The sequence below is a fragment of the Yersinia thracica genome (assembly GCF_902170565.1).
Lineage (GTDB): Bacteria > Pseudomonadota > Gammaproteobacteria > Enterobacterales > Enterobacteriaceae > Yersinia > Yersinia thracica.
In genome coordinates this window covers 1-23,562 of the sequence record NZ_CABHXX010000101.1, presented here as the reverse complement: position 1 = coordinate 23,562, position 23,562 = coordinate 1, and the positions used below count along the sequence as shown (strand labels likewise).

The following is a 23,562-nucleotide window of genomic DNA, read 5'->3' as shown; positions in this document are numbered from 1 at the left end:
AGGCTTACTTTATCTGTAAGCTGAATCATATACCGGTTATGAGCGAGACTCTAACGGGCAATCATGACAACTGCCGACACCCGGCAGTTTATTCCGTTGGCAACAAGTGCGGCGTTCCATAGCACCATTTCTTGGAATAACAGTGCGATAGAGGGGATTGTCTCGTCCATCCGGCAAGCTTGAAGTGAGAAAAAGGGTTTCAATAAGAGTGTCATAACCCTCAATATGGCCCAGCTTATTCGCAAATTCGCGTAGATACCAAAACATCAAATAACCTAGGTTATTCCATATCAGCCGGATATTAGCTTTTGGCTGGCGCTCTATTCTCGCCATAACAGGAATAATATGATGATCGAGTAATAAATAGAGCCGTTCCAATAAAGATGACGGTGATTTATCTAGCCTACTAGGGTTATCTAACCAACTAAGTTTATCTAACCAACCATGCTGATAGTAGATAATTTCGGGCCGTCCTGTGGTATGAAACTTCACCCGAACTCTTTCCGGGCGGGTATCTATTACTCTGGGTAATGCCAGTAACATCAAGATCATCGGCGGGATCACCATACCGAAATACCATTGTCCCCATAATGAGTGCAACGCTTTATGATGCGGATTAAGCTCGGTACCGTCGTAGTAATGCTTTTCATAGTTTTGCATCAATATGGCTAAATTATCTTCTGCCGCCCACTGTTCCAGTAATACACTTTCTTCAGAAGTTTCAACAGCATCGATATAAAACGATTCGGAAAAGTGCACGAATGTACGGGCAAACAAACTGGCGACTTCATCAGAAATCGCCGTTGTTGAAGGATAAATTACCTCAGCTGTATTCGACACAATCCATACTCCGCGGGACTCATATGGATGACATTATTACATTCAGTGATAATGATTATCAATGAAGTTAATTAATAATTCTCAACAGCATTAAATGCTAAAATACTGCGCCATTTTGGTCATAACAGAAATGGATTTTGTCATTGATAGTTAGCGATTAATCAATCCGATAACTCACCGACAGAATACCTTTCTTTTCCGAAATTGACTGCACAGTAACCTTGCCCAGCGCGCCCGATGAACGCACGTGAGTACCGCGTAATTAGTTTTTTCGCGCCAGCAGGGTCGCAAAACGCAGTTTTATCCGGTTACCTTGCTCATCGGTCTTATGTAGCTGCCCAACATCTTCGTTATATTTAATGATGTCCCAATCTTTATAGTAATGACTTAACTCACCCGATTTTAAGGTGAAAGAGAAAGGTACAGTACAAGGGAAGTCATCAGTAGACATGGCCGAGATAATCAGATTGTAACCGCCGGGTAAGGTACACTCTTGCATATTATTGATAATATGCGGAATTCTCTCTGGCTGTAGGAACATCAACACCACTGTCGAGAGAATAAAATCGTAGCGATTATCCAGACTAGCTTCATTGATATTATAAGTGTTGACCGCTATGTTTTGCCGTTCTTCCTGCTCAATGATTTGTTGTAACCGACTGATACTTTCACCATTTTTATCCAGCGCGGCCACATCAAAACCTAATAAATTCAGATACAACGAATTACGTCCGGAACCACAGCCTAAATCGAGTGCTTTACCCGGCTTGACCGTTTTCACCGCCTCAATCACTTCGGAATGTGTTGGGGTTAAATTGTATTTCTTATGATAAAAATCTTCCGGCGTGCAATAAAAACTGAGCTGGCATTGCAGATCATCTGAACAGGCGGCAATACGATGCCAGACTTGCGGCTCAATAAAAGGGGGTTGATGCTCACAAGAAAATGAGTGCCTTTCCAGGGTGTTACCCGCTTCATCAAGGATTAAAAAGTCCATCTCTCCACTCAGGAGAGTCAGCCTGGCCCACGTCCCGGCTTTAGTATTGTGCTTTTCACGAAACATCGCGGGTACGCCAGCACTATCCCAGACCGGCAATTTTTTATAGCAAAGCAAGGCTGATGTATTTCCCATTCTGTTATTCCTCAGATAATTTAAAGATGTATTTTATATGCAACATATAATACAGCATAAATCCTATTAAATGAAGTCGCCCAAACAGATAAGGACACAGTAGGAACTCAGCTTATTTAATCAAAAAAATCATAATAATAGAGAGTATTTTACATCACGGAGCTTTAGCTTTAACTCCTTTTAAGCTCTCTATATGGTCTGCCAATTTTTGTATATCATCGTCGGTCAGATGTGCTTTGGCCTTATTGCCTCTGCCGACAATCTTGCCGTCACGTCGTGCAGTCAGGCCATCGACGATTTGATCACGGGATAGCGATATGAGTGGCGGCGCTTTATCCAGCCCTTTTCGATCGGCCAAACGGCCATGACAACTTGAACACGTTTGTTTATAGATATGTTCACCGTCAGTGGCGGCTTGGGAGGTGGCGCTAAACACCAGGGTGCATGCAGCCAGCAGTAAGATTCTCATTATGCTCCCGCCGCCCAATGTTGGAACAATGTGGCCAGATCTTTTTCGTTACGTGCCCCCTGATGTAACTCAGTGACTTTGCCGTTGCGGTCAATCAAAAAAGAGGTCGGCGTGCCAATAACCTGATAGCGCTCCTGAGTGATACCCAGTTGATCGCGAATAACGGGATAACTGATACTACGCTGTGCCAGCAGCGGATTGATATCCACCTGTTCTGGATCAGTATTAATCGCCACCACCACGATATCCTGCTGATATTGTTGGCTCAGTTTATCCAAAGCGGCCATTTCAGCCAAACAGCCACCACAGTTTGCTGACCAAAAATTGAGGTAAACCTGTTTGCCTTTCCATTGTTCGAGTGCCACGGGTTTGCCTTGCAGATCATAAGCTGCCAATGGAGGCGCGGCCTCTCCCACAGCCACTTCTTCTTGCTTACAAGCACTCAGCAACAACAGTAAAGCGCATAAACTCAATATTTTTATTTGATTACGCCACATGATGCCGACTCTCTTCCTTAAGATATTTACCATGCTGGAGCCGGATTATCCGGTCAGCAACACAGCCTAAATCCGGATTATGAGTGACCATAACAATAGTTCTACCTTGCTGATGGATATGATTTAGCAAATCTAATACCCGCTGTTCATTCTCCTCATCAAGGTTACCGGTAGGCTCATCAGCAAAAATAATGGGCGGCTGATTGACCAGTGCGCGCGCGATACATACCCGCTGCTGCTCACCGCCAGAAAGCTGACTAGGTAAATGGCCCATACGTGGCGTCATCCCCACCTGTTCTAATACTTGCCGGGCAGCAGTTTCATCCACCACACTGTGATAATGCTGCGCCAACATAATGTTCTCCAGCGCAGTCAGATAAGGAATAAGATGGAATTGCTGGAAAACCAACCCAATCTTATCTGCGCGGAATTTCCTGCGCCCTTCTTCATCAAGACCCGCGGCGTCAATGCCATCGAGCAATACCTGCCCCTCACTCACGGTATCGAGGCAAGTTAAAATATTCATTAACGTGGTTTTACCTGAACCCGATGCCCCCATAATCGCGACAAATTCGCCACGATTAATGCGGATATTGATGTCTTCCAGCGCCGTCACCTGCCCAAAACGTTTGTATAAATGCCGAGTTTCAATAACCGCATCCGTGGTGTATTCAGGTTGCACCCATGTGTGTGGCGATGTCATTTGCTACTCTCCTTTCAAGACTTTAGCAGGTTCAATATGAATAGCTCGTCGAGTGGGAACAATTGCCGCCACTGCGGCCACTAACAATGACAATATCAACGTTAGCGGCAATACCGGTGCGCGCAAAGCAATCGCCGCGCTGAAGACGGTTTGCCCCAATACCTGCGCCAGCACATAACCTAGCAACGCGCCACAAACGGCTGCCGCCAGCGAGATGATCAAGGTTTCAGTCAACATCTGGCGAATAATATCGCCGCCACTGGCACCCAGCGCTTTTTGTAAAGCGAACTCTTTCGAACGCTCGCCCACGATTGCCATTAACGTGGTGTTGACACACAGCGATGACAGAATGAGGATAACCACTGAGACCAGCCCCATCAGCCCTTTTATCTTGTCGAGAACCTGCCCTTCAGAGGCGGAAACCTTACGAATTGGCCTGATCTCAAGACTCGGATATTGCTCACGAAGATGGCTGGCAAAGGTTTCGACCTGGCCCACATCATTGCTGACACTCAGCAATGCATTACTGATGCGCCCCGGTTGATTCAGCCATTTCTGCGCCAGTTCCAGATTGATAATCAACATGTTATCGGTGGCATCACCGGCTTCTACAATACCTTTAACTTGTAAACGCTGCCGCTCACTCCCATTTACCAACGTGATGGTATCGCCGACTTTAACGTGCAAACGCTCGGCCAGTTTGACGCCAATCATGGCATTACGGTCATCAAAACTGACACCAATCCAGTTACCCGTCACTTGCCAATAAGGGACTAATTGTTGTAAAGATTCAAACCACACCCCCATCAGCACGACTTTTTCCAGCTCAGTGCGTGCCATCCCATAAATATAGGGGCTTGAGGCATTGATAAGCCCTTTCGGCGCAGCATCAATAATGGGCTGAAACTGCCCTTGTTCAAACGAGTTGCCGTGCCCTGGGCCGATGTAGAAATTTGCACCGAACGTGCGCAATTCCTGGCTCATTTTGGCATTAATATCAAAATAAACGGCTGACATTGCCGTGACAATCGCTGCGCCGACGGTCAATGCTGCGAATACAACACTGACCCGCTGCATGCGCAGACGCAGCGCTCGTAATACTAAGCGCCAGAACATGCCATCCAGCCCTTTATGCTGTGTAGCCCGATGATTAACGGCCATAAAGCACCTCCACCGGATAAAGACGAGCAATGCGCCGAGCGGGGAACCACGTCCCAATCACAGCAATCAAAACAGAAATAACCAGCACGCATGGTACGACCATCCAGGCAAAACTCAGTGGAGCGCCAAACAACATCAAACCGATAGTTTTTGCCAACCCCCACCCAGCTAAACACCCCGCCAGACCGCCAATCAAGCCACTGATTGCGGCTTCAAGATAAAACAGCATCAAAATTTGCCACTGCCGAGCGCCCAAGGCTTTCATCAAACCAATTTCTTTAGCCCGTTCCATAATCGTGCTGGTCATCAGTGATGCTATCCCCATGGCCGCAGCAATCAGGGCCGCCAATGTGACCACCACCAACAATAGCTGTATTTTTTCAATCACCAGTCCCTCTGACGCGGCGACTTGCCAGATAGGCCGAACCACGGCACCAGATATTGCCTCTTCTAATTGGTGTGCAATGGAAGATACATAGGCAGTGCAATACCATAAGTCATATTCTTCGGCATTGAGGGCTTCAAGATTTTCGCGCGCTTTACGCGATAATTCATTCTCCGGCACCGTCAGGGCCGAGACCCTGATAGCCTGGACTTTCCCCGGCAACCCAAGCAGCGATTGTACGGCGGCCAGCGGCAACACGAGCCGCCCCTCCTCTTCACCCCCACTGCTTAGCACGCCACTTATCTTCACTTTCAGCGGGCCAGATGCCCCCTTGAGGTTTAACTCATCACCGATTTTCCAACCTGTTTGCTGTGCGAGCTGCTTACCCAATAAAGCCTGTACCTCTTGGGCATCAGGTTTGACCGGTTCTTGTGGCCAGTCACCAGTCACCTGCCAATAGGGGCTGATAATTTGCTGACCGGTGTGATAGTCCTCTTCATCAGGCACATCAACGGGCTGATTAAAATAAGTGCCTAATAGCGGAATATCCTGACCATTGACCTCGGTTTCACCACTCAGCAATGGGGCAAAACCGACAATGTTATTACGCCAAAAAATGTCTTTAATATTGGGTAATTCGGCCTGATCCAAAAAATCCTGCCCTGTGAGCGGGTTACTTTTCTCACCAAACAGTGAGGGCAATGCCACTTGACCGGCGGGTTCAATCAGAATGTTGGCGCCATAGGACTTCAGTTCACGGGACATTTTATCGCCAATGTCTATCGAAACCGCCAACAGTGAAGAGATAAGCCCGGCGGCCAGAAACACCGTAAATACGGCCAGCGACTTACGCCGGACATTGTTGAACCAAGACTGCTTGAGCATTCGCCACAGCATAATTATGGGTTCTCCTGCGAGTCATGGTCTTCAGCACCGATAACTGGGATGACAAATTGCTCCGGATGTGCGCGGAAACGATTATAATTGGCCTCGGATGAGAAGAAGTAGGTTTTATCCCCATAGCTATATTTGAACTCGGCCTTTTGGTTGGTCAGGTGCGTTTTATCAACTGGATCAATCACATCTAAGGTAATCACGGTCGTGAAATAATTAACGCCCGCCTCAAGAGAAGCTTTGGGAATGACCAACTCTTTATCATCACTTTTCCAATCTTCCAGCGGGATCGGGTTACATCCTCCGGCTTTACCAATAGACGGAATGAAAATATGCACCGCACAAGCAACACAAATGACCTGATTGCCCTCCATCACATAGCCCTGATCACCACATAATAAACAGGCGTCAAAAACCACACTGAGACGCAAACGGTCAGGATAGCGGTTGATAATAAAGAAGCGAACAGCTTTACCATCATCAGCCACCCAGACAAAGCGGTGTAATTTACCCTCCCGTACTTGCTCGACAGGGATATGCACCAAACCATCGGCGGCGAGTGTGACGGGTAAAGCTTCAGATAATTGAGGCGGTTGAGAGGCGACTTTATCCCAATAAAATTGGGCACCAGCGACCACAATCCAGGCGAGTAAGGCGAAAATAAAAACTCTGCGTACGTTACGATAACCTGCCAGTGCCTTGCGATGGGCAATGGGTTCTGAGTTTCCGGCGACCACTTTACTGGCACGGCGCAACGGCATTAAATAACACAGAGTTGTTATCGCCAACAATAGCGCACAAAGGTAGCTCAACCAGGCATGCCCATTGGTGACTAAAGCAACATAACTGAGCAGTGATTTGGTTAATGGCAACACCTGTAACTTCATCAACAGCAGGATTGCATCGCCACTGAGTGGCAAAATCAGCAAGAACGTTAGCAGCGTTAACAATGGCCAGCGACCACGCGGCAGTTGCCTAATCATCATCAGCAATAATACCGCACAGAAGATTACCCAAGTGAATGCCACCACAATGGCTGCCAAATTGAGCAGCAAATCGGTATTGATCACGTGAGTATTGGTAAAGGCCCCCAGATTGGGGTTATTTCCCCAATTAAAGGCGGCGCCCAAGACCAACAAAGCTTGCCAGCAATAGCCTAATGAGCGACGAGGAGTAAATTGACTTAATAAGAATAATAGCAATGCGAGGAGTTGAACCCCTGCCAGAGCTAACTGCAATTGTTGCGATTTAGGGTAATGGGCTCCGGCCCACATTCCCAAGACCACCATGAGTATAGTTATCCATACGACCCGATTTAGTGCAGGCGCGGGCCTAACCGCCCAACTTAGCCCCAGTAACAACGCCACGGGTAAAAAAGCTTGTAATACGGAAACAAAAAAGTAACTCATCAGCACACCTTGGAGGAATCACAACACCTGCCAGTTATCACTGCTCAACTTTACAGAAAACGGATAACACCCTTTATCTGACCGTTCAATATGAAGAAAAACCGCGATAACTGTTTCAATCATCGCGGTTATTGTTATCAATTCAGACCGGTGTATTTAAAGTCGTAGCTCACATCAAAGGGTTTCCACCAGCGGCCGACACCGGTTTCGCTGTCGGTATGGCGATGCAAACCTGCTTTGGATGGCTCGCTAATATGATAGGTAACTTTGTAATTGCCTACGCCCATCATTTTGATGTTAGCGCCATAATGTGGGCCATCACTAGCCACCATTGGCATAAAGGTGCCTTCTTGTTTAGCGCCAGTATCCGTATTCACCAGGGTATAGGCAATAGTCAGGTACGGCATCCATTCACCAGCGCCAAAACCGTTCTTATTGCCTTCAGTGGCGTGAATATCTGCTTCTAAATGGATATCGGCTTTCGCTGCTGGCAAGCCCATACCGCGAGGTTCCATATCAATCGGCTGTAAGTAAACCGCAGCAATTTCCATATCATTAATTTTGATAGGTTCACCCGCTGGGTACTCTTTAAAGGCAAAGGCAGCCGGTGCTGCAAAAATGCTGGCCATGATGCTGCTGGCAATAATCGTTTTCTTCATAGTCATGTAGCACACCCTCAGGTATCAAATGATAAGTACATTTCGTTATTCATACCGGCATCATGCCGGGCCACTATGTTGCGATATTACGAGTTGCGATATTACGAGTTGCGATATTACGAGTTGCGATATTGCTAGTTGCGATATTGCTAAGCCGAGACAATGGCTAAACGGAAATATTACTGTGCCGAAATAGCGCGACCACGCCGCTGCATGACACACAGCGCAACCAACGCGGCAATCAGCAGTATTCCTTGAGGAATCAAGGTTTCCAGATAGGGGTAAATCCCCAACCAACTAATTTCTGGCACGCCGGGTAGCAATGTTGGCTCAAATAATTTGCCTTCAATCAATTCAAGAACACTCTTACCGGCGAACACAAATGCCATCAGGTACATAAAGCCGCCGGTAAACATAAAGAAAGGTTTAAGCGGCAATTTGACGACAGTAAAACGCATCACCAGATAAGCCAGCAGCAAGATAATGCAGCCAACGCCAAAACCGGCCAAAATAGATAAATGGCCGCTGGTTGTGCTGGCGTCACCCATTAAAGCCAGGTAGAACAGGACAGTTTCAGCGCCTTCGCGATATACCGCCAGGAAACTGGTCAGCCATAGCCCTATCATTGAGCCACTGCTGAGTGACTTGGAGAATTTCCCCTCCAAATAAGCTTTCCATTGGCGTGCTTCTGTTTTTGATAGTAGCCAATAACTCATGGAGAACAGCATCACCACGGCAATCATCATGGTGAAGCCTTCCAGTAACTCACGGCTTTGCCCTGAATTGGCAAATAACCATTGGAAGACAAAGGCCGTTAACACACTGACAATTAAAGCCACCACGACAGATTGGCGAATCAGTGGCAATTTATCGTGATGATTGTTTTTGACCAGATAGGCGATAATAGCGGCCACAATCAGCAAGGCTTCCAGCCCTTCGCGGACAATGATAAGCAGGCTGTAAATGAACAGGCTCCAATCAGTTTCATCCCCGCCCCCGAGCATCTCGACCGCGCTGCTCAAGTCTTTTTGCAAGGCGGCAGCTTCTGTTTGTAACTGTTCAACTGGCTGGCCGGCTTTCATCAAACTAACTAAACGGGTGAAATGACCTTCTAATGTTGATTTAAACGCAGCATCGCGCGAGCCAACTTTATTCTCCATGCCACTGGCTTCAAATAAATCAAAATAGGTATCCTGAACGGCCATCATTGCTGGCGTGGTTTGCCCATTCTGGTACTGACTGATGGCATGGGTAATCGCCTGATTTATTTTGCTCGAAACCGCCGCCCAGTCGGCATTCACCTGCCCATCGGGGTTAGCGTTTGATGTAGAAGATTGCCCTACAACAGGCTGATCGGCGCTAATTTGTTGCTGTTCGCGCGTCGTCGGTAAGCCCGGCAGTGTATCTTCAATGGTCTGAAGTAACCCGGTGACACGGTAAGCAACTTCTGTTATTTGGTCGGGTTTGCTGGTTAAATCGATGAGAGCGGTAAATTGTTGATTAATCGCTGCCGCTTGTTGCGCTGAGCGATTCCCGCGCACCGACATCTCCATTTCAGAGTTTTTAAACCCCAGATAGTGCGCCTGCTGCACACTTTGGCTGGCGGCGGCAAATTTACCCTCTTGGTATTCACTGATAGCCTGCGCCAATAAGTCATCGATAATCTTGAAACTCTGCTGCCAGTAGAGCGCAATATCGCTATTTTCATACGCAGCATGCTGCTGTTCGGCGGTCAGTTTATGCCCATCAGTCAGGACTGGCAGCACGGCGGTTAACTCACCTTTCAGCCAGTTAATTTTATTATCAACCTCGGCTTGCGGTTTCCCCTCACCGATCATGCGCCGGATTTCACCAAAAGCGGTTTCCATTTGATAACTTTTCTGCGCCGAAATATTGATACGAATCGGCCCTTCCAGATTCTCAAACACTTCAAAATACGCCATTTGCACCGTGGTGCGAGCCTCATCACTATTCTGCTGTTGATACAACTGAGAGGTTTTATCAAGGCGGGATTGGATATCATTGTTCCACTGCTGATAATCTGGCGTCGCCCACGCCATAGAACTGGATAGCCACCAACAGCAGCAAAGCAGAAAAAACTTGTGCCAAATTCGCATAATGTGTGACGCACATGAAGTTGATAATGAGATTTATTAACATTAACACTAAACAACGGAAATGTGTCTTGATCCGTATCAAAAAATATTTAGTCTTTTGAATTTTTGTTTAAAAAATGCGGCGCATCCCGCAAGATAAGAGACAGTAATAGCAATGAACAAGGCGGTTTAGTGATGAATAACATTCAAGCGGAATATGAACATGTTCGCGCCACTATCGATGGCAATTGTTTAATAACGCTGCTATCTATTGGTCATGAATCGACAACGGTGATCACCGATAATTCTGACATAATTTTCTCTGAACAGCTTCTTACTGTTGGCTCGAATCATGTTGCGTTGAGTTATTTCAAACATAATCCCCCCACGGCAGATGAGATGGAAACCGCCATTATGGTGGTTGAAGATGAAGTGATTAGAATCAGTTCTGCTGTGAATAAAACCTCACAATTGATTACCACCGATCATTATATAGCCGAAATTGCACAACTTGCGGGTTTACCCATGCAAGCGGAAATAGTGATGTCACTGGAATCTGTTGAGCGGCTGTTTGACCGGCTAGCTGCGGTTATGATGGGCAGACCGGCAGCCTCTGAGGGGATACCCGCAGATAATGAATTTGCCGCACGTTTACTGATTTTACGCGAATTTATGCATCATTTGCAGTTTCCTTCAATCACGATACTCACATAGGCACAATAAGTTCTCAACTGTCTTGGCGCGTAAGCGCCTTCCCCCTCAAGCTGCCTTGCTCACCGTGTTGCGTCACCTGCATCGGTATTCTTGTTTCTCCTTTCATATGTTTTATTTTCTTTTTCGTTAGCGAAAATAAAACAAAATCTGCCACAATAAATTGCTTGCTTTTTACACAGCAATGATAGCCCTCAATGATACTTATTCACGCAGCATTCAATAATACCTATGAATACTGACCATGGAATTGGCCCCACATATATTGATCTACACTTTCTAACGATTAACCAAGACTTTACGGCATCTCAGGCCATAGATGTTGCGACAAACTCTGGTATGCCCGCGCTAAATATGTTTGTTGCTGATAAGAATGGTGATATTGGCTGGGCACTGGTCGGAACATTACCTGACCTTAATATAAAAGGTGGTGTTAATACATTTCCCATTGATGAAAAGAATCAATGGCAAGATGTTGCTCTACCCGCCGCGCAGCCCTCCGCATTCTTAATCCTTCATCCGGCACTCGGTGGAATCCCAATAACCGCCAAAACTTCAGTTCAGGCTATGACAATATTGGTGACGGCGGTGCCGATATAGGTGTGCGAGCCTGGGAAATGAAGCAGCGTCTTATTGCAGAAACCAAACTAAATGTTGAAGATATGCGAACAATACCCTTAGGTAATACCGCCAATCTGTTTATTGCCTGGTGGAAAGTTCTCGTGCCATTAATAACGGATAATTTTCTAATTAATCAGCCGCTCCGTCGTCAGGCACTTGATTTAATATATCAATGGGGAGGGATCGCGGATACTCCTCTGTCGGATATCGTATCCTATCGGTGTGGCGGGATGCGATTTATAAAAATCTGTTTGGTAAGTTCGATAACCTGTTAGAGACACAGTGCCATCGGCAAATTATTTGACTACCAATAGCAGGCCAATAAAAAAACTGACAGTGGTTGTATTCGCAACACACTGTCAGTTCATAACAGATAGGCAGTCTCTTTTTACTGCCCGTTATTTAACTTTACCAACCACTTATTTAGCGGTTTTTTTAGGCAGATTGTCCGCAGGTAATTCTCCTGGCAGATAATTAGGTAAACGACCGGCAGGGAAGATAGCCAGCAGTGATAACAACGCCATAATCAATAAGCCAAACTTCAGCGAACGAAGACGAGCTTCTTCATTGACTCGCACGGCTTCAGCGATCTGTTCAGGTGTTGCCGTGGTTTGCGCTAACACGCCTTGCAGGCGGTCATTGCTCACGAAGTTGATGCTGTCCATATTCACTTGCGCCTGAATTTCTGGCGTCAGGATTGGGGTTTCAGCCACACCGCGCATCACGTTGGCACTGAGCAAACCGACCAACAAAGCACCGGCTACTGCGGTACCGATGGCGTTTGCCAAGTTGTTCGTGGTACCACGCAATGAACCAACATCGCCCGCCAGTTCTTTCGGTGAAGCACTGACCAATACGTTGAACAGTAAAGTGACCAAAGCCCCCTGAGCGAGACCAAACACCACTAAACCAAACAGTACAGCGAACTCACTCCAGTTATTGCGCACCACAAATGCCAGCCATAACAGAGCAATAGTACAGGTGATGAAACCATAACGGCCGATTTTACGTGGTGTCAATTTCTTGTAGAAACGAACAATCAGCATCGCGGAGAAGAACACTGACAAGTTAAATGGCATCATGGCAATGGCGGTTGCCATCGGCGTACTGCCCTGCACTATCTGAATGTACAACGGAACCGAGAAGTTCAGCATAGCTTCCAGCGCCACCACGGCGAACATAGCGAATACCGCCGCTTTCTCCGTCGGTGAGCTAAGCACTTCCAGTGCCAGCAAAGGAGTTTCCCCTTGTTCCTGACGACGGCGAGTCCAGACCACAAATGCCTGACCCAACACAATACCCAGCACAATCATAAAGGGTGCCGGTGAGAAGCCCAGCAAATCAAATGGCGCACCGTCACGAACCAGACCAAAGCCCCAGCGGTTCAGGTTGTTAAAACCAAACGACAGCAAAATAATCGCCGATGCCGCCAGAATCACACCGAATATATCGATGCCCACTTCCGGACGGCCTTGGTCAGATTTCAAACGGAAACTCAACACAAAGATGATTGCAGATAACACAATCAAGATACCGAACGCTGGACGCCAGCCGATGTAAGTCCCCAGAACGCCACCGATCATGAATGCCGCTACACCGGCACCCGCACGGGCAGAACCCAAAGCACCCAGAGCCGTAGCCTGTTGCGTACCGCGGTAGTTTTCAGCAATCAAAGCCACCAAAGCGGGCACCAAAGCTGCGCCGGCCAGGCCACTTAATGCCTGAGCGCTAATCATCACGGTGACATTCGGGCTGAATGTCATCATGACCTGCGCGATACCAAATAACAGGACAGTGCTGCGGAATACGACCAATGGCCCGAAGCGCTGGTTGAGTTTGGCACCCAACATAACGAAACCGGCAACAGACAGTGAGTACATCACGATCGCGGTTGCAATCGTCGTCGGTGGCACATTAAAACTTTTCACCATCCCGCCCAACGCTACCGGCAGGGAGGCTACGTTAAATGACATCAGAATTTGGGCCAATGCGATGGTTATCATCGGCACCCAAGATTCTTTAACTTCCGCGCCTGCGCGGTGAGCTGATTGACTCGCCATAAATATCTCTATCCTTTTGAAAAACAATATTATTTTAAGCTAAATCCGGTTTCACAAAATGCTTTCACATCAAATTAACCGGTTTATTGGGGCTATACCTGACTCACGCTCAACTTTTTTCGGTGTAAGGCTCAGAAACAAACATGTCCATGCCAAGACTACGAGATAAGAACCGGGCAGCCAACTGCCCTTTAACGCTGTTGCCCGCGCCATCCAGTAACGGTGCGAAAGTCCCTAAACCACCTTTACCGGGTGACACCGTCACAATCCCGCCACCAATACCACTTTTCCCAGGAAGGCCAATGTCATAAAGCCAGTCCCCAGATGTTTCGTACAATCCTGCGGTTACCATTACCGCTAATGCGTAATGGCAGACATCATTATCCACAACCCGCTCACGAGTCAGTGGATTGACGCCCCCGTCAGCCAGTGTGGCGCCCATAACTGCCAGATCACGCGCACTGACATTTAGCGAGCATTGGCGGGTATATAAATCTGTGGCGATAAGCGGATCACACCCCAGGCGGCCATAGCCTTCCAATACATTAGCAATGCCGCGGTTGCGGAAATTGGTTTCGCACGCTGATTGATACACTTCTTCATTCAAGGTCAGCTCACGGCCAGCGAAACGGCATAAACCGTCATAAATGAATTTCCACTGCTCATCACTGGTCGCGCCCGGTACCAGGCTGGTGGTGGCAATAGCGCCGGAGTTAACCATCGGATTAGTGCGCCCATCAGATGCCCGCTCAATAGCAGTGACTGAATTAAATGCCATTCCTGTGCTGTTAACGCCCAGTTTTTCGCGTGCGACTTTCGCCCCAATGGCCTGACAGACCAAAGCAAAAACAAAAGGTTTGGAGACACTCATGATGGTAAATTCATAATCTACATCGCCGGCGGAATGGACTTTACCGTTAGTGCCGACCATGCATACACCAAAGAGATTGGGAGGAATGCGTTCTAGTGCGGGATAAACTGTGGAAACCACCCCATCAGTATCAGTACCAAACCGCTTGTGAGCTTCTTGCACTAATTTAACCACAGTGTCTGGGTCCGGTAGATGCCCGGTTGATACATAGTCGATAATTCCATTTTTACTATCATCTGTAGGCATATCGTAATCTCCCATTTGCCGTCTGTTTATTTTTCTGTCTTTCTCTTGCCTTTATGGCTTATTTTAAGCGACAGAAATATCTCTACGTTTTAATTTATATGAAATAGTAATAATGATTTGTCGCTTCTTTGATCCTTAGCTTTATCAATTAATCATAAAATTCTCACAGTAAGATATCCTAGCTTAAGAAAGCTGTATATCAGTTGTTTTGAATAATGTGATTATGTTTATCCAGAGATAAAAAACATCAGAACCATTGCAATATCATGACAATAAAGATAAGGAAGGTGGTTTTTTAACGGGGGTTATCTAATTGAAAACAGCAGATTAATATGTAAACTGGCATTAACTTAACATATTAGCCATTTATTATCGATAAAGAGCCACGAATATCGCCATACCCTGTATTTCGATACTCGAGACTGACCAACAATTAACGACTTATGACTGATAGGGTTTTATCCAGCCCAATCCTGCAACTGTACCCGCACGGGGGTGATACTCGCACCCGATCCAACCATTATAGTTAATCTCATCAAGTAGCCCGAATAAGTAAGCGTAATTAATCTCACCGTCATCTGGTTCATGACGATTTGGCACTGATGCAATCTGAATATGACCATAACGCCCCGCCAACGAGGTAATTAAATGGCTGAGATTACCCTCTACTATTTGTGCATGGAATAAATCTAACTGCATAAACACATTGGGGCGGTCGATGAAATTAACCCAATCCAACACTTCATACTGGCTGGAAAAAAGGTAATGAGGTTTTATATTCGGGTTCAATGCTTCAATCATGACATTAATATCATGTTCGGCAAACCGGTCTGCAGCATAACGAATATTCTCAACAAATACCTGCTGATAATCTTCCCGAACTTCCCCCACAGGCACCACACCGGCCATAACGTGGACAGACGGGCAGCCCAGCACCCGCGCATACTCCAACGCTAAATCAATATCGCGGCGGGCGTCCTTTTCCCGCCCCGGCAATGCGGCCAGCCCCCACTCACCGGTACGAATATCGCCGGGTGAGGTATTAAACAGCACCTGTTGCAAACCCTGGGTTTTCAGTTTCTCCGCCAATTGTGCGGCGGGATAATCGTAAGGAAATAAAAACTCTACGGCGGAAAAACCTGCATCTTTCGCAGCCTTAAAACGTTCAAGAAAAGGCACTTCGGTAAACATCATAGATAAATTAGCGGCAAATTTAGGCATAGCTAACTCCGTAATTCGGCAACTTCATTATCGGTCAGATAACGAATAGGCCGGTCGCTCAGGGTAAATATCAGACGCGCAGTTTCCTCTAACTCTTCCATATTATTTGCCGCCTCGCGCAAACTTTCCCCCACCACCACCGGGCCATGATTAGCTAATAAAAAAGCACGATATTGCGGGGCCAACTTTGCTAACGCCTCGCCTAGCCGACTATCTCCGGGGCGGTAATATGGCACCACAGGAACATCACCGACCCGCATCACCACATAAGGTGTAAAAGGCTTAATAGCATTGTTTTCATCCAGACCTTGCAAACAAGAAAGTGCCGTTAGATAAAGAGAATGCAAATGGACGATGGCTCCACACACGGGATTATTGAGATAAATTGCCCGATGAAAACTAATTTCTTTTGAGGGCTTATCACCGGAGATCCACTCCCCCTCCAAACTCACTTTTGATAATCGCTCTGCATTCAGCTCACCTAAACAGGAACCGGTCGGAGTGGCTAATAATGTACCGTCAGCCAGCTTTAATGACAGATTTCCGGCTGAGCCGGTGGCGTAGCCTCGCTGGAAAAAAGAAGCGCCCAACTTGACCATATCTTCCCGAGCCTGCTGTTCATTCATACTGCGAACTCCGTTTGTGCTCTGGCAAAAAAGTTTTCATCGCCAAAATTACCCGACTTCAACGCCAGTGAAATGGAATGATCGGTAGATTTTACCCAAGGAACCCCTGGGGAGATGGCTGGCCCAATATGGAAAGCCCGAATACCCAGCGATTGTGCGACCCTACCCGACGTTTCGCCCCCCGCCACAATGAAACGTTGAACTCCTTGCCGCTGTAAAAGACGTGCCAATGTTCCGAATAGATGTTCAACCGCTTCACTACTGGCCGCCGCCCCCCACTGCTGCTGAATTTGCTGCAACACCTCAGGTTCAGAAGTGGCATATAGTAAAGGAGCTAATGGCGCTGAGACATTGTCCATCACCCAAGCAGATAATGTTTTAGCATAAGATTCGGGGTCATTCAGGCAACGGGCAATATCAATTGATTGGCTAGGTGCTTGCTGAATATATCGAACAACCTGCCGATTGGTCATCGCCGAACAAGAACCGGATAAAATGACACACAGTTTACCTTGCGGAGCGCCGGCTAACGTCGCCGGTGAATGATGTTCAATACCTTTCATCCATTGCCGGGCCAGGCCGATTGCCAAGCCCGAGCCACCGGTCACCAACACCATGTCGCGTACCGCTTCAGCCTGTATTAACAAGTGAGTCTCGTTTAAGGTGTCTAGCACCACATAGCGCACACCTTCATCTTTCAAGTTACGCAACTGTGATTTTACTGCATCAACGCCTTGATCCATCACTGTATTGTTGATTAAACCACTACGCCCTCTGGCTTGTGCATCCATCATACGCAAAAGGTTGCTGTCGGTCATTGGTGTCACCGGATGATTGCACATCCCGGACTCAGACAATAATTGCCCCATAACAAATAAGTATCCCTGATATACCGTGCGGCCATTCACGGGCAGTGCTGGGCAAATAATGGTGTATTGCTGATCGAGAGCATCCATTAATGCGTCGGTGACCGGGCCAATATTACCTTGCGCAGTACTATCAAACGTCGAGCAATATTTAAAATAGAATTGTTGGCAGCCCTGAGTTTGTAACCACGCCAAGGCCGCCAGTGAATCCGCTACAGCTTCTTCGGCTGGACAAGAGCGCGATTTCAAACTCACCACCACCGCATCTGCTTGCACCTGATAATCTACATCAGGTATGCCATTGATTTGCACCGTCGACATGCCATTTTCTACCAGAAAACTGGCGATATCTGTAGCACCGGTGAAATCATCTGCAATAACCCCTAATCGCATCCGATACTCTCCTATTTTTTATCAAGCCAGACTCAATGACACATATTAATGGTGTTGCTGTGTAAGTCATATCTTGATGTTAATTTTGGTGATAATTTGATTTATTATGTTAATAATAACAGATAGAATCTGATTCATTGTGAGTAAATCCACAATAATTAACATTAAAAACCTAAAAATCACAATAATTAACGCCACCATTGACTCAGTGATGACCATAATAAGGAATGAAATGAATAAATTAGTGATTGTTAGCGTTAAAATATGAGAAATATTCTCTAGCCGCTGGCGTATAATCACATTAATTACCACTGTCTCTATAGCGAAATAACTGAATAAGGAGCGAACGTGATACCCGTTGAACGTCACCAACAGATACTGGCACTGGTTGCCGAACGCGGGGTGGTCAGCATTACTGAACTGACTGAGCGGTTAGGCGTATCGCACATGACCATTCGGCGCGACGTGCAAAAACTGGAAGAACAGGGTGCGGTGTTAGTGGTTTCCGGCGGGGTGAGATCAACTGAACGGCTGGCGGCTGAACCCTCCCATCAAGATAAAACTCAGATGTACAGCAGCCAGAAAAATGCTATAGGGATGGCGGCAGCACTGCATATTCCGCGCAATAGTTGTATTTATCTCGATGCTGGAACCACCACACTGGCATTAGCTCGGCAGTTAGAGGCCAGAGATGATTTATTGGTGGTCACTAATGACTTTGTCATCGCTAATTTTCTGATTGAATCCTGTCAATGCAAAATGATCCATTCTGGTGGCACATTGTGCCGAGAGAACCGTTCTTGTGTCGGTGATGCGGCCGCTCGCTCACTGCGAAACCTCTCCATCGACATCGCTTTTATTTCAGCATCCTGCTGGGGGCCGCGTGGCATATCGACACCGGACGAAGACAAAGTGGTGGTCAAACGGGCGGTCAGTGAGGTAAGTAGCAAGCGCGTGCTACTGGCTGATGCATCAAAATACGGCAAGATATCCACCTATTTGGCATTGCCTCTCACCGATTTTGATGTGGTTATCACTGATGCCAGCCTGTCATCGATAGCCAAGGATGAACTCGCGGCCAAAGAGATTGAATTGATTATCACCCAAGCTCCGCGCCAATCTGATTAATTACAAATAGTCTCAACCCCCTCATACACTGAGCGAATAATCTCTCGAGGGGGTAAATTTGATAACTATATAAATCGTTATGTAGCTAAAGTCATTCTAAGTCTTAGCACCCTAATAAATAAACAGCGTAAACTACCGGGTAACTTCGTTTGCATACTGTTTTTTTTTGCAACTATTTATACCGAACCTCGGTCATCAATTTAGACGTCTGAAGATTACGCAGGCCGGTGTCTCTGGAGCATGACATGAATAACGCAACAACGGCTGGGAAGCAAAAAGTGCCGTTACGACTCAGTACGTCGATCACTCTCATGGTTTCAGGCGTTATTATTTCTGTGCTATTGGTGGTTCACTCGCTGTTCTTCATTCAGCTCAGCCAGATGGCACAAGATGGTTTGCAAAACAAAGCCGTAGCTGTCGCTCGGGCTTTATCATTTTCACCGACCATCATCAATGGATTAACTAATCCTGAAGCAGGACGACAAATTCAGGCTTATACCCGCGAAGTTCAACAGGCTAATGATCTGCTATTTATTGTTGTGACTGATATGAACGGCATTCGTTATTCACATCCTAATCCTGAGATGATCGGGCAACATTTTATCGGCAATGATTTACAACCAGCGCTACAGGGCAAAGAAAATAGCGCGATAAACCGGGGTGTACTGGAAAGAGCATTGCGTATTTTTATTCCTGTTTATGAGTCTCACGGGAAACAAATAGGTGTAGTGGCCATTGGGATTTCTCTTACCAGTATTGATTCGGTTGTTAGTGAAACCCGCTGGACTATCCCGTGGACCATATTATTTGGGGCGCTTATTGGCTCACTCGGCACCTGGCTTTTAGTGAAAACACTGAAAAAAATTATGTTGGGTTTCGAACCCTACGAAATATCTAACTTATTTGAACAGCGCAACGCTATGCTGCAATCAATTAAAGAAGGCGTCATCGCTGTTGATGCCAATTCGCGTATTACTGTGGTTAATCACGAAGCCAAGCGTTTATTTAAACAAAGTGGGCCAATGGAGAATTTACTACTCAGTAATGCCAGCAAATATTGGCCCGTGCGTTTGTATTTACAGCAAGTTCTGGAAACCGGCATTGCCCGTCGTGATGAGGAAATAAACTTTAATGGCAGTATATTGCTGACCAATACCGTTCCGGTGGTTGTGAAAGGTGATATTATTGGTGCCATCGCCACTTTTCGCGATAAAACTGAAGTCAGCCAATTGATGCAGCGCCTGACCGGTATGGTGCATTATGCCGATGCATTACGAGCACAGTCGCACGAGTTTATGAATAAACTCCATGTGATTCTGGGCTTATTGCATATGAAGTATTATCAACAACTTGAAGATTATATTGTTAAAACATCCAATAATTATCAGGCGGAAATTGGCTCCCTACTGCGCAAAATAAAATCTCCCGTGATTGCTGGCTTTTTACTGGGGAAAATAAATCGAGCGCGCGATTTGGGCATTACATTATCCATCAGCGACGATAGCCTATTACCGGATATTGATAATGAACAAATAACGACAACCTTAATTACAGTTTTAGGCAATTTGATTGAGAATGCTATGGAAGCCATTGGTAACCAATCTCAACGGGAAATTAATGTCAGCTTCCATTATCAACATGGCCGGGTACATTGTGTTGTCAGCGATGATGGGCCAGGTATTGCAGCAGAATTACAAAACAGTATTTTTGATAATGGTTTTTCCACCAAAGGAAATGAACACGGCATAGGTTTAAGCCTGGTTAGGCAGAGTTTAGAAAGTATTGGCGGCAATATTGAATTTGATTCTGAAGCTGGCGTTTTTACCCAATTCTTTATCAGTCTTCCCTACGATATCACCTCGAATAACACGACTTCTAGTGACAATAATTCCAACAACAGCGCGGTAAATCATGATTAATGTATTAATAGTGGATGATGACGCAATGGTCGCTGAGCTGAACAAGTGTTATCTGAACCAAGTAGCAGGTTTCAACTGCTGTGGATCAGTATCCAGTTTGCAGCAAGCCCGGGAACATTTAATGGCAGCAGAGCACCCCATTGACCTGGTGCTATTAGACGTTTTCATGCGCCAAGACAACGGATTAGACTTATTACCCGTCCTACGTGAATTCAGTGAACATACCGATGTTATTGTTATTTCATCTGCCACTGATGTGAATACCATCAAAAAAGCGCTGCAATATGGAGTCGTTGATTACTTAATTAAACCATTCCAATTCTCGCGTTTTGAAGAAGCCCTGTCGACTTATCGTGAAAAACAGAGTTTGCTAGGGCGACGCGAATATTGCGCCCAAGAAGATGTCGATTCCTTGCTACGGCGGAGTAATGCCACCCCTGCCGAGCGAAAAAAATTACCCAAAGGACTCACAGCACAAACACTACGCACTGTTTGTGAATGGATTCAAGAAGTGCAAGATGGCGAATTTTCGACTGAACAGATGGCGAATGCTATTGGAATTTCACGTGTATCTTGCCGTAAGTATTTGATTTACCTCTCTGATACTGAAGTTCTGAACACTAAAGTTCTGTATGGTGCTACAGGCCGTCCAGTTTATCTTTATAAACTCATGCCCAACCAACAGGAGGTATTGAAACAGTATTGCCAATAGCATGAGCGCTAAAACTCAATAACCAACGGTATCCAATAAGAAATACCGTTGGTTATATCATTCACGCAGAAACCATTTACATGATCCAACCTAACAGCAATGTGGCGCCAATCACGGTGGATGCACCGCCGATGCGGGTGGCTATCTGGGCAAAAGGCATCAATGACATGCGGTTAGACGCCGACAATATCGCAACATCCCCCGTTCCCCCTAAGCCACTGTGACAACTGGTCACGATAGAGGCTTCCACTGGATACATATTTAGATAAGGGGCGATAATGAAACTGACCGCAGCCATTGATAAAACGACAGAACCGCACACCACGACATAGCCAATGGAGAACACCGCGACAACACTTTCTAGCGGAACATACAGCATCCCCAGACCAATCATCAGGGGCCAAACCAATGTAGTAGAGACAAATTTGTACCAACTGTGCGCGCCCTGCTCCATTTTTGTCGGAATAACTTGCGCATATTTACACATCACGGCAATCAAAATCATCAATACCGGGCCGGGAATATGCACAATTTTTTCAAATAATCCGCCCACAATAAAGAAAGCGCAGGTCATCAATAATCCGCCGCCCATCAACTGGAAGTCAGCTTGTTTTGGCCTTTCTTGCGAAGTGAATATCGCATTGTCCTGTGCTGAACGAATTAACATTCCCTCGCCATTCAGATCTTTGCGCCAGAGACCAATACGGGCCAACACTCCCGCACAGATAATGGCAAAAATGTTACCCATTACCGCGGCCGGGGCCAACTGCGCGACATAAACATCCGGAGTCTGTCCAAGAATGGCTGAATAAGCCAATGACAAAGGCAAGATACCCTCCCCAATCCCCCCGCCGATAATCGGCACGATAATAAAGAAGAATGTATGATAAAGGGTGAAACCGAATAACTTACCCACCAGCAAACCCGTTGCGACGGCTGTTAGGGTTCCCACCACCAGTGGAACAAACATTCGCGTCATCCCTTGAATAAGCACCACGCGATTCATACCAAGAATACTGCCAACCACCAGACTAGCAATGACGAAATAGAGTAAATTCGCCTCCTTCATCAATAAGTGGACCGTATCGAGTGTATTGATTTGGAAAACACCAAAGTAAACCAACACTGACGGCACCATGAGACACAAAATAGCCGGGCCACCAATATCTTTTAAGACCGGTATATGGCGGCCAATATGAGATAACACAAAGCCCATCGTCATAATAACCGCCAAGCCACCAATCATGTTTTTTGGCAGATAACTGGCATAAGCCGAAATAAATACAATGGCCGAAATGGTCATAAATAATACCATCGGCATGGTATTGATATTCATCTGGTTTAAGCTGATGAATAACTTTTTGATAGCGGACTTATCCGCCATATCAACATCTTCGATCGGGGTAAGAGTCATATCCTGATTTGTTTTTTTCATTTTGGACCTAATATTGGGTAGCACCTAAGGAAATAGAGGTAACAATCTCGCCTAACTCGTTCAAAAACTCGGCTAACCTGGCACGTAAAACCATTATCGATATCAATAACAACAATATAGAATAAAAATATACCACCTAAAAATACCACCCAAACCAGAGTAAAAAAATAGCAAACATACATATACTTATTGTATTTGTTAACAGCGCTACAGGTTTATTTTAATTAACTTAACTCGGTGTTTTGTAATTAAATAATCTGAAGATATTCAATTTTTTTTGTTATGCTTTTTAGTTGATAATAAGTAAATTAGTATTTTAGTGTGGACATAAACTTTCAGTCATCCATTGATGACATTAATGAAAACACAGTTTAATCTATAGCAAACCTGCGAGCAGCCTCAAGAGTTGCTCACCAATCACTGTGCTTATCCAATCTAGCTCAATATCCTCTCACTCAATATCGGGGTGTAACTTGTTATTGGCCTAATCTGTTACACACGATTCAAT

At 46.1% G+C, this 23,562-nt stretch carries 21 protein-coding genes and 1 pseudogene; 5 read left to right on the top strand and 17 right to left on the bottom strand.

Annotated features, from left to right (window positions below; translation table 11 throughout):
- Nucleotides 1-36: 36 nt before the first annotated feature.
- From fhuF to FTA91_RS15175, 11 genes and pseudogenes are all read right to left on the bottom strand, one after another.
- Nucleotides 37-840, bottom strand: coding sequence for a siderophore-iron reductase FhuF (gene fhuF / locus FTA91_RS15225; protein ID WP_145583564.1), 804 nt, complete (start codon nucleotides 838-840; stop codon nucleotides 37-39).
- A 157-nt stretch (nucleotides 841-997) separates the two neighbouring features.
- Nucleotides 998-1,096: pseudogene (locus tag FTA91_RS20495) on the bottom strand (alanyl-tRNA editing protein); the annotation flags it as partial.
- 6 nt (nucleotides 1,097-1,102) lie between these two features.
- The gene (gene tehB, locus FTA91_RS15215; RefSeq protein WP_050113438.1) at nucleotides 1,103-1,972 is read right to left on the bottom strand and encodes an SAM-dependent methyltransferase TehB; all 870 of its coding nucleotides are present in this window, start codon (nucleotides 1,970-1,972) and stop codon (nucleotides 1,103-1,105) included.
- 154 nt (nucleotides 1,973-2,126) lie between these two features.
- Nucleotides 2,127-2,441, bottom strand: coding sequence for a c-type cytochrome (locus FTA91_RS15210; protein WP_050113437.1), 315 nt, complete (start codon nucleotides 2,439-2,441; stop codon nucleotides 2,127-2,129).
- Entirely contained in the window at nucleotides 2,441-2,938 is a 498-nt protein-coding gene (locus FTA91_RS15205) for a TlpA family protein disulfide reductase (protein WP_050113436.1), read from the bottom strand. The genes FTA91_RS15210 and FTA91_RS15205 overlap by 1 nt, the downstream gene beginning before the upstream one ends.
- A complete protein-coding gene (locus FTA91_RS15200) occupies nucleotides 2,928-3,641 on the bottom strand; it encodes an ABC transporter ATP-binding protein (protein WP_050113435.1) in 714 nt (237 codons plus the stop codon). Before FTA91_RS15200 ends, FTA91_RS15205 begins: the two co-directional genes overlap by 11 nt.
- A 3-nt stretch (nucleotides 3,642-3,644) precedes the next feature.
- A complete protein-coding gene (locus tag FTA91_RS15195) occupies nucleotides 3,645-4,757 on the bottom strand; it encodes an ABC transporter permease (protein WP_186377372.1) in 1,113 nt (370 codons plus the stop codon).
- Between the two features lie 34 nt (nucleotides 4,758-4,791).
- Nucleotides 4,792-6,084, bottom strand: coding sequence for an ABC transporter permease (locus tag FTA91_RS15190; protein ID WP_145536086.1), 1,293 nt, complete (start codon nucleotides 6,082-6,084; stop codon nucleotides 4,792-4,794).
- 2 nt (nucleotides 6,085-6,086) lie between these two features.
- Entirely contained in the window at nucleotides 6,087-7,490 is a 1,404-nt protein-coding gene (locus FTA91_RS15185) for a Fe-S-containing protein (protein WP_050113432.1), read from the bottom strand.
- A 137-nt stretch (nucleotides 7,491-7,627) separates the two neighbouring features.
- Entirely contained in the window at nucleotides 7,628-8,155 is a 528-nt protein-coding gene (locus FTA91_RS15180) for an iron transporter (RefSeq protein ID WP_038633586.1), read from the bottom strand.
- Between the two features lie 173 nt (nucleotides 8,156-8,328).
- Nucleotides 8,329-10,266, bottom strand: a complete 1,938-nt coding sequence (locus FTA91_RS15175; RefSeq protein WP_050113431.1) for an FTR1 family iron permease — start codon at nucleotides 10,264-10,266, stop codon at nucleotides 8,329-8,331.
- 174 nt (nucleotides 10,267-10,440) lie between these two features.
- On the opposite strand from FTA91_RS15175, the gene FTA91_RS15170 reads away from it, so the two are divergent.
- Nucleotides 10,441-10,959, top strand: coding sequence for a hypothetical protein (locus FTA91_RS15170; protein ID WP_145583561.1), 519 nt, complete (start codon nucleotides 10,441-10,443; stop codon nucleotides 10,957-10,959).
- A gap of 228 nt (nucleotides 10,960-11,187) precedes the next feature.
- Nucleotides 11,188-11,556: a penicillin acylase family protein gene (locus FTA91_RS15165; protein ID WP_050113429.1), complete on the top strand. Its 369-nt coding sequence runs from the start codon at nucleotides 11,188-11,190 to the stop codon at nucleotides 11,554-11,556.
- A gap of 440 nt (nucleotides 11,557-11,996) precedes the next feature.
- Here FTA91_RS15165 and FTA91_RS15160 read toward each other — a convergent pair whose 3' ends face one another.
- The 5 genes from FTA91_RS15160 to otnK all read right to left on the bottom strand — a co-directional run bounded on the left by FTA91_RS15160 (nucleotide 11,997) and on the right by otnK (nucleotide 17,860).
- Nucleotides 11,997-13,637, bottom strand: a complete 1,641-nt coding sequence (locus tag FTA91_RS15160) for an MFS transporter (RefSeq protein ID WP_050113427.1) — start codon at nucleotides 13,635-13,637, stop codon at nucleotides 11,997-11,999.
- A 109-nt stretch (nucleotides 13,638-13,746) separates the two neighbouring features.
- Nucleotides 13,747-14,754: a glutaminase A gene (gene glsA / locus FTA91_RS15155; protein ID WP_050113426.1), complete on the bottom strand. Its 1,008-nt coding sequence runs from the start codon at nucleotides 14,752-14,754 to the stop codon at nucleotides 13,747-13,749.
- A gap of 441 nt (nucleotides 14,755-15,195) precedes the next feature.
- The gene (gene otnI / locus FTA91_RS15150) at nucleotides 15,196-15,975 is read right to left on the bottom strand and encodes a 2-oxo-tetronate isomerase (protein ID WP_145536089.1); all 780 of its coding nucleotides are present in this window, start codon (nucleotides 15,973-15,975) and stop codon (nucleotides 15,196-15,198) included.
- A 2-nt stretch (nucleotides 15,976-15,977) separates the two neighbouring features.
- The gene (gene otnC, locus FTA91_RS15145; RefSeq protein ID WP_050113424.1) at nucleotides 15,978-16,601 is read right to left on the bottom strand and encodes a 3-oxo-tetronate 4-phosphate decarboxylase; all 624 of its coding nucleotides are present in this window, start codon (nucleotides 16,599-16,601) and stop codon (nucleotides 15,978-15,980) included.
- A complete protein-coding gene (otnK, locus tag FTA91_RS15140; protein WP_050113423.1) occupies nucleotides 16,598-17,860 on the bottom strand; it encodes a 3-oxo-tetronate kinase in 1,263 nt (420 codons plus the stop codon). The genes otnC and otnK overlap by 4 nt, the downstream gene beginning before the upstream one ends.
- 348 nt (nucleotides 17,861-18,208) lie before the next feature.
- Between otnK and ygbI the strand changes: the two genes are divergently transcribed.
- The 3 genes from ygbI to dcuR all read left to right on the top strand — a co-directional run bounded on the left by ygbI (nucleotide 18,209) and on the right by dcuR (nucleotide 21,619).
- Complete coding sequence (ygbI, locus tag FTA91_RS15135) at nucleotides 18,209-18,988, top strand: DNA-binding transcriptional repressor YgbI (RefSeq protein WP_050113421.1); 780 nt, start codon at nucleotides 18,209-18,211, stop codon at nucleotides 18,986-18,988.
- Between the two features lie 245 nt (nucleotides 18,989-19,233).
- Nucleotides 19,234-20,907: a sensor histidine kinase gene (locus FTA91_RS15130; RefSeq protein ID WP_050113420.1), complete on the top strand. Its 1,674-nt coding sequence runs from the start codon at nucleotides 19,234-19,236 to the stop codon at nucleotides 20,905-20,907.
- Nucleotides 20,900-21,619, top strand: a complete 720-nt coding sequence (gene dcuR, locus FTA91_RS15125) for a two-component system response regulator DcuR (protein ID WP_145536090.1) — start codon at nucleotides 20,900-20,902, stop codon at nucleotides 21,617-21,619. Before FTA91_RS15130 ends, dcuR begins: the two co-directional genes overlap by 8 nt.
- Before the next feature lie 76 nt (nucleotides 21,620-21,695).
- On the opposite strand, the gene FTA91_RS15120 is transcribed toward dcuR, so the two are convergent.
- The gene (locus FTA91_RS15120; RefSeq protein ID WP_050113418.1) at nucleotides 21,696-23,054 is read right to left on the bottom strand and encodes a 2-hydroxycarboxylate transporter family protein; all 1,359 of its coding nucleotides are present in this window, start codon (nucleotides 23,052-23,054) and stop codon (nucleotides 21,696-21,698) included.
- Nucleotides 23,055-23,562 lie beyond the last annotated feature (508 nt).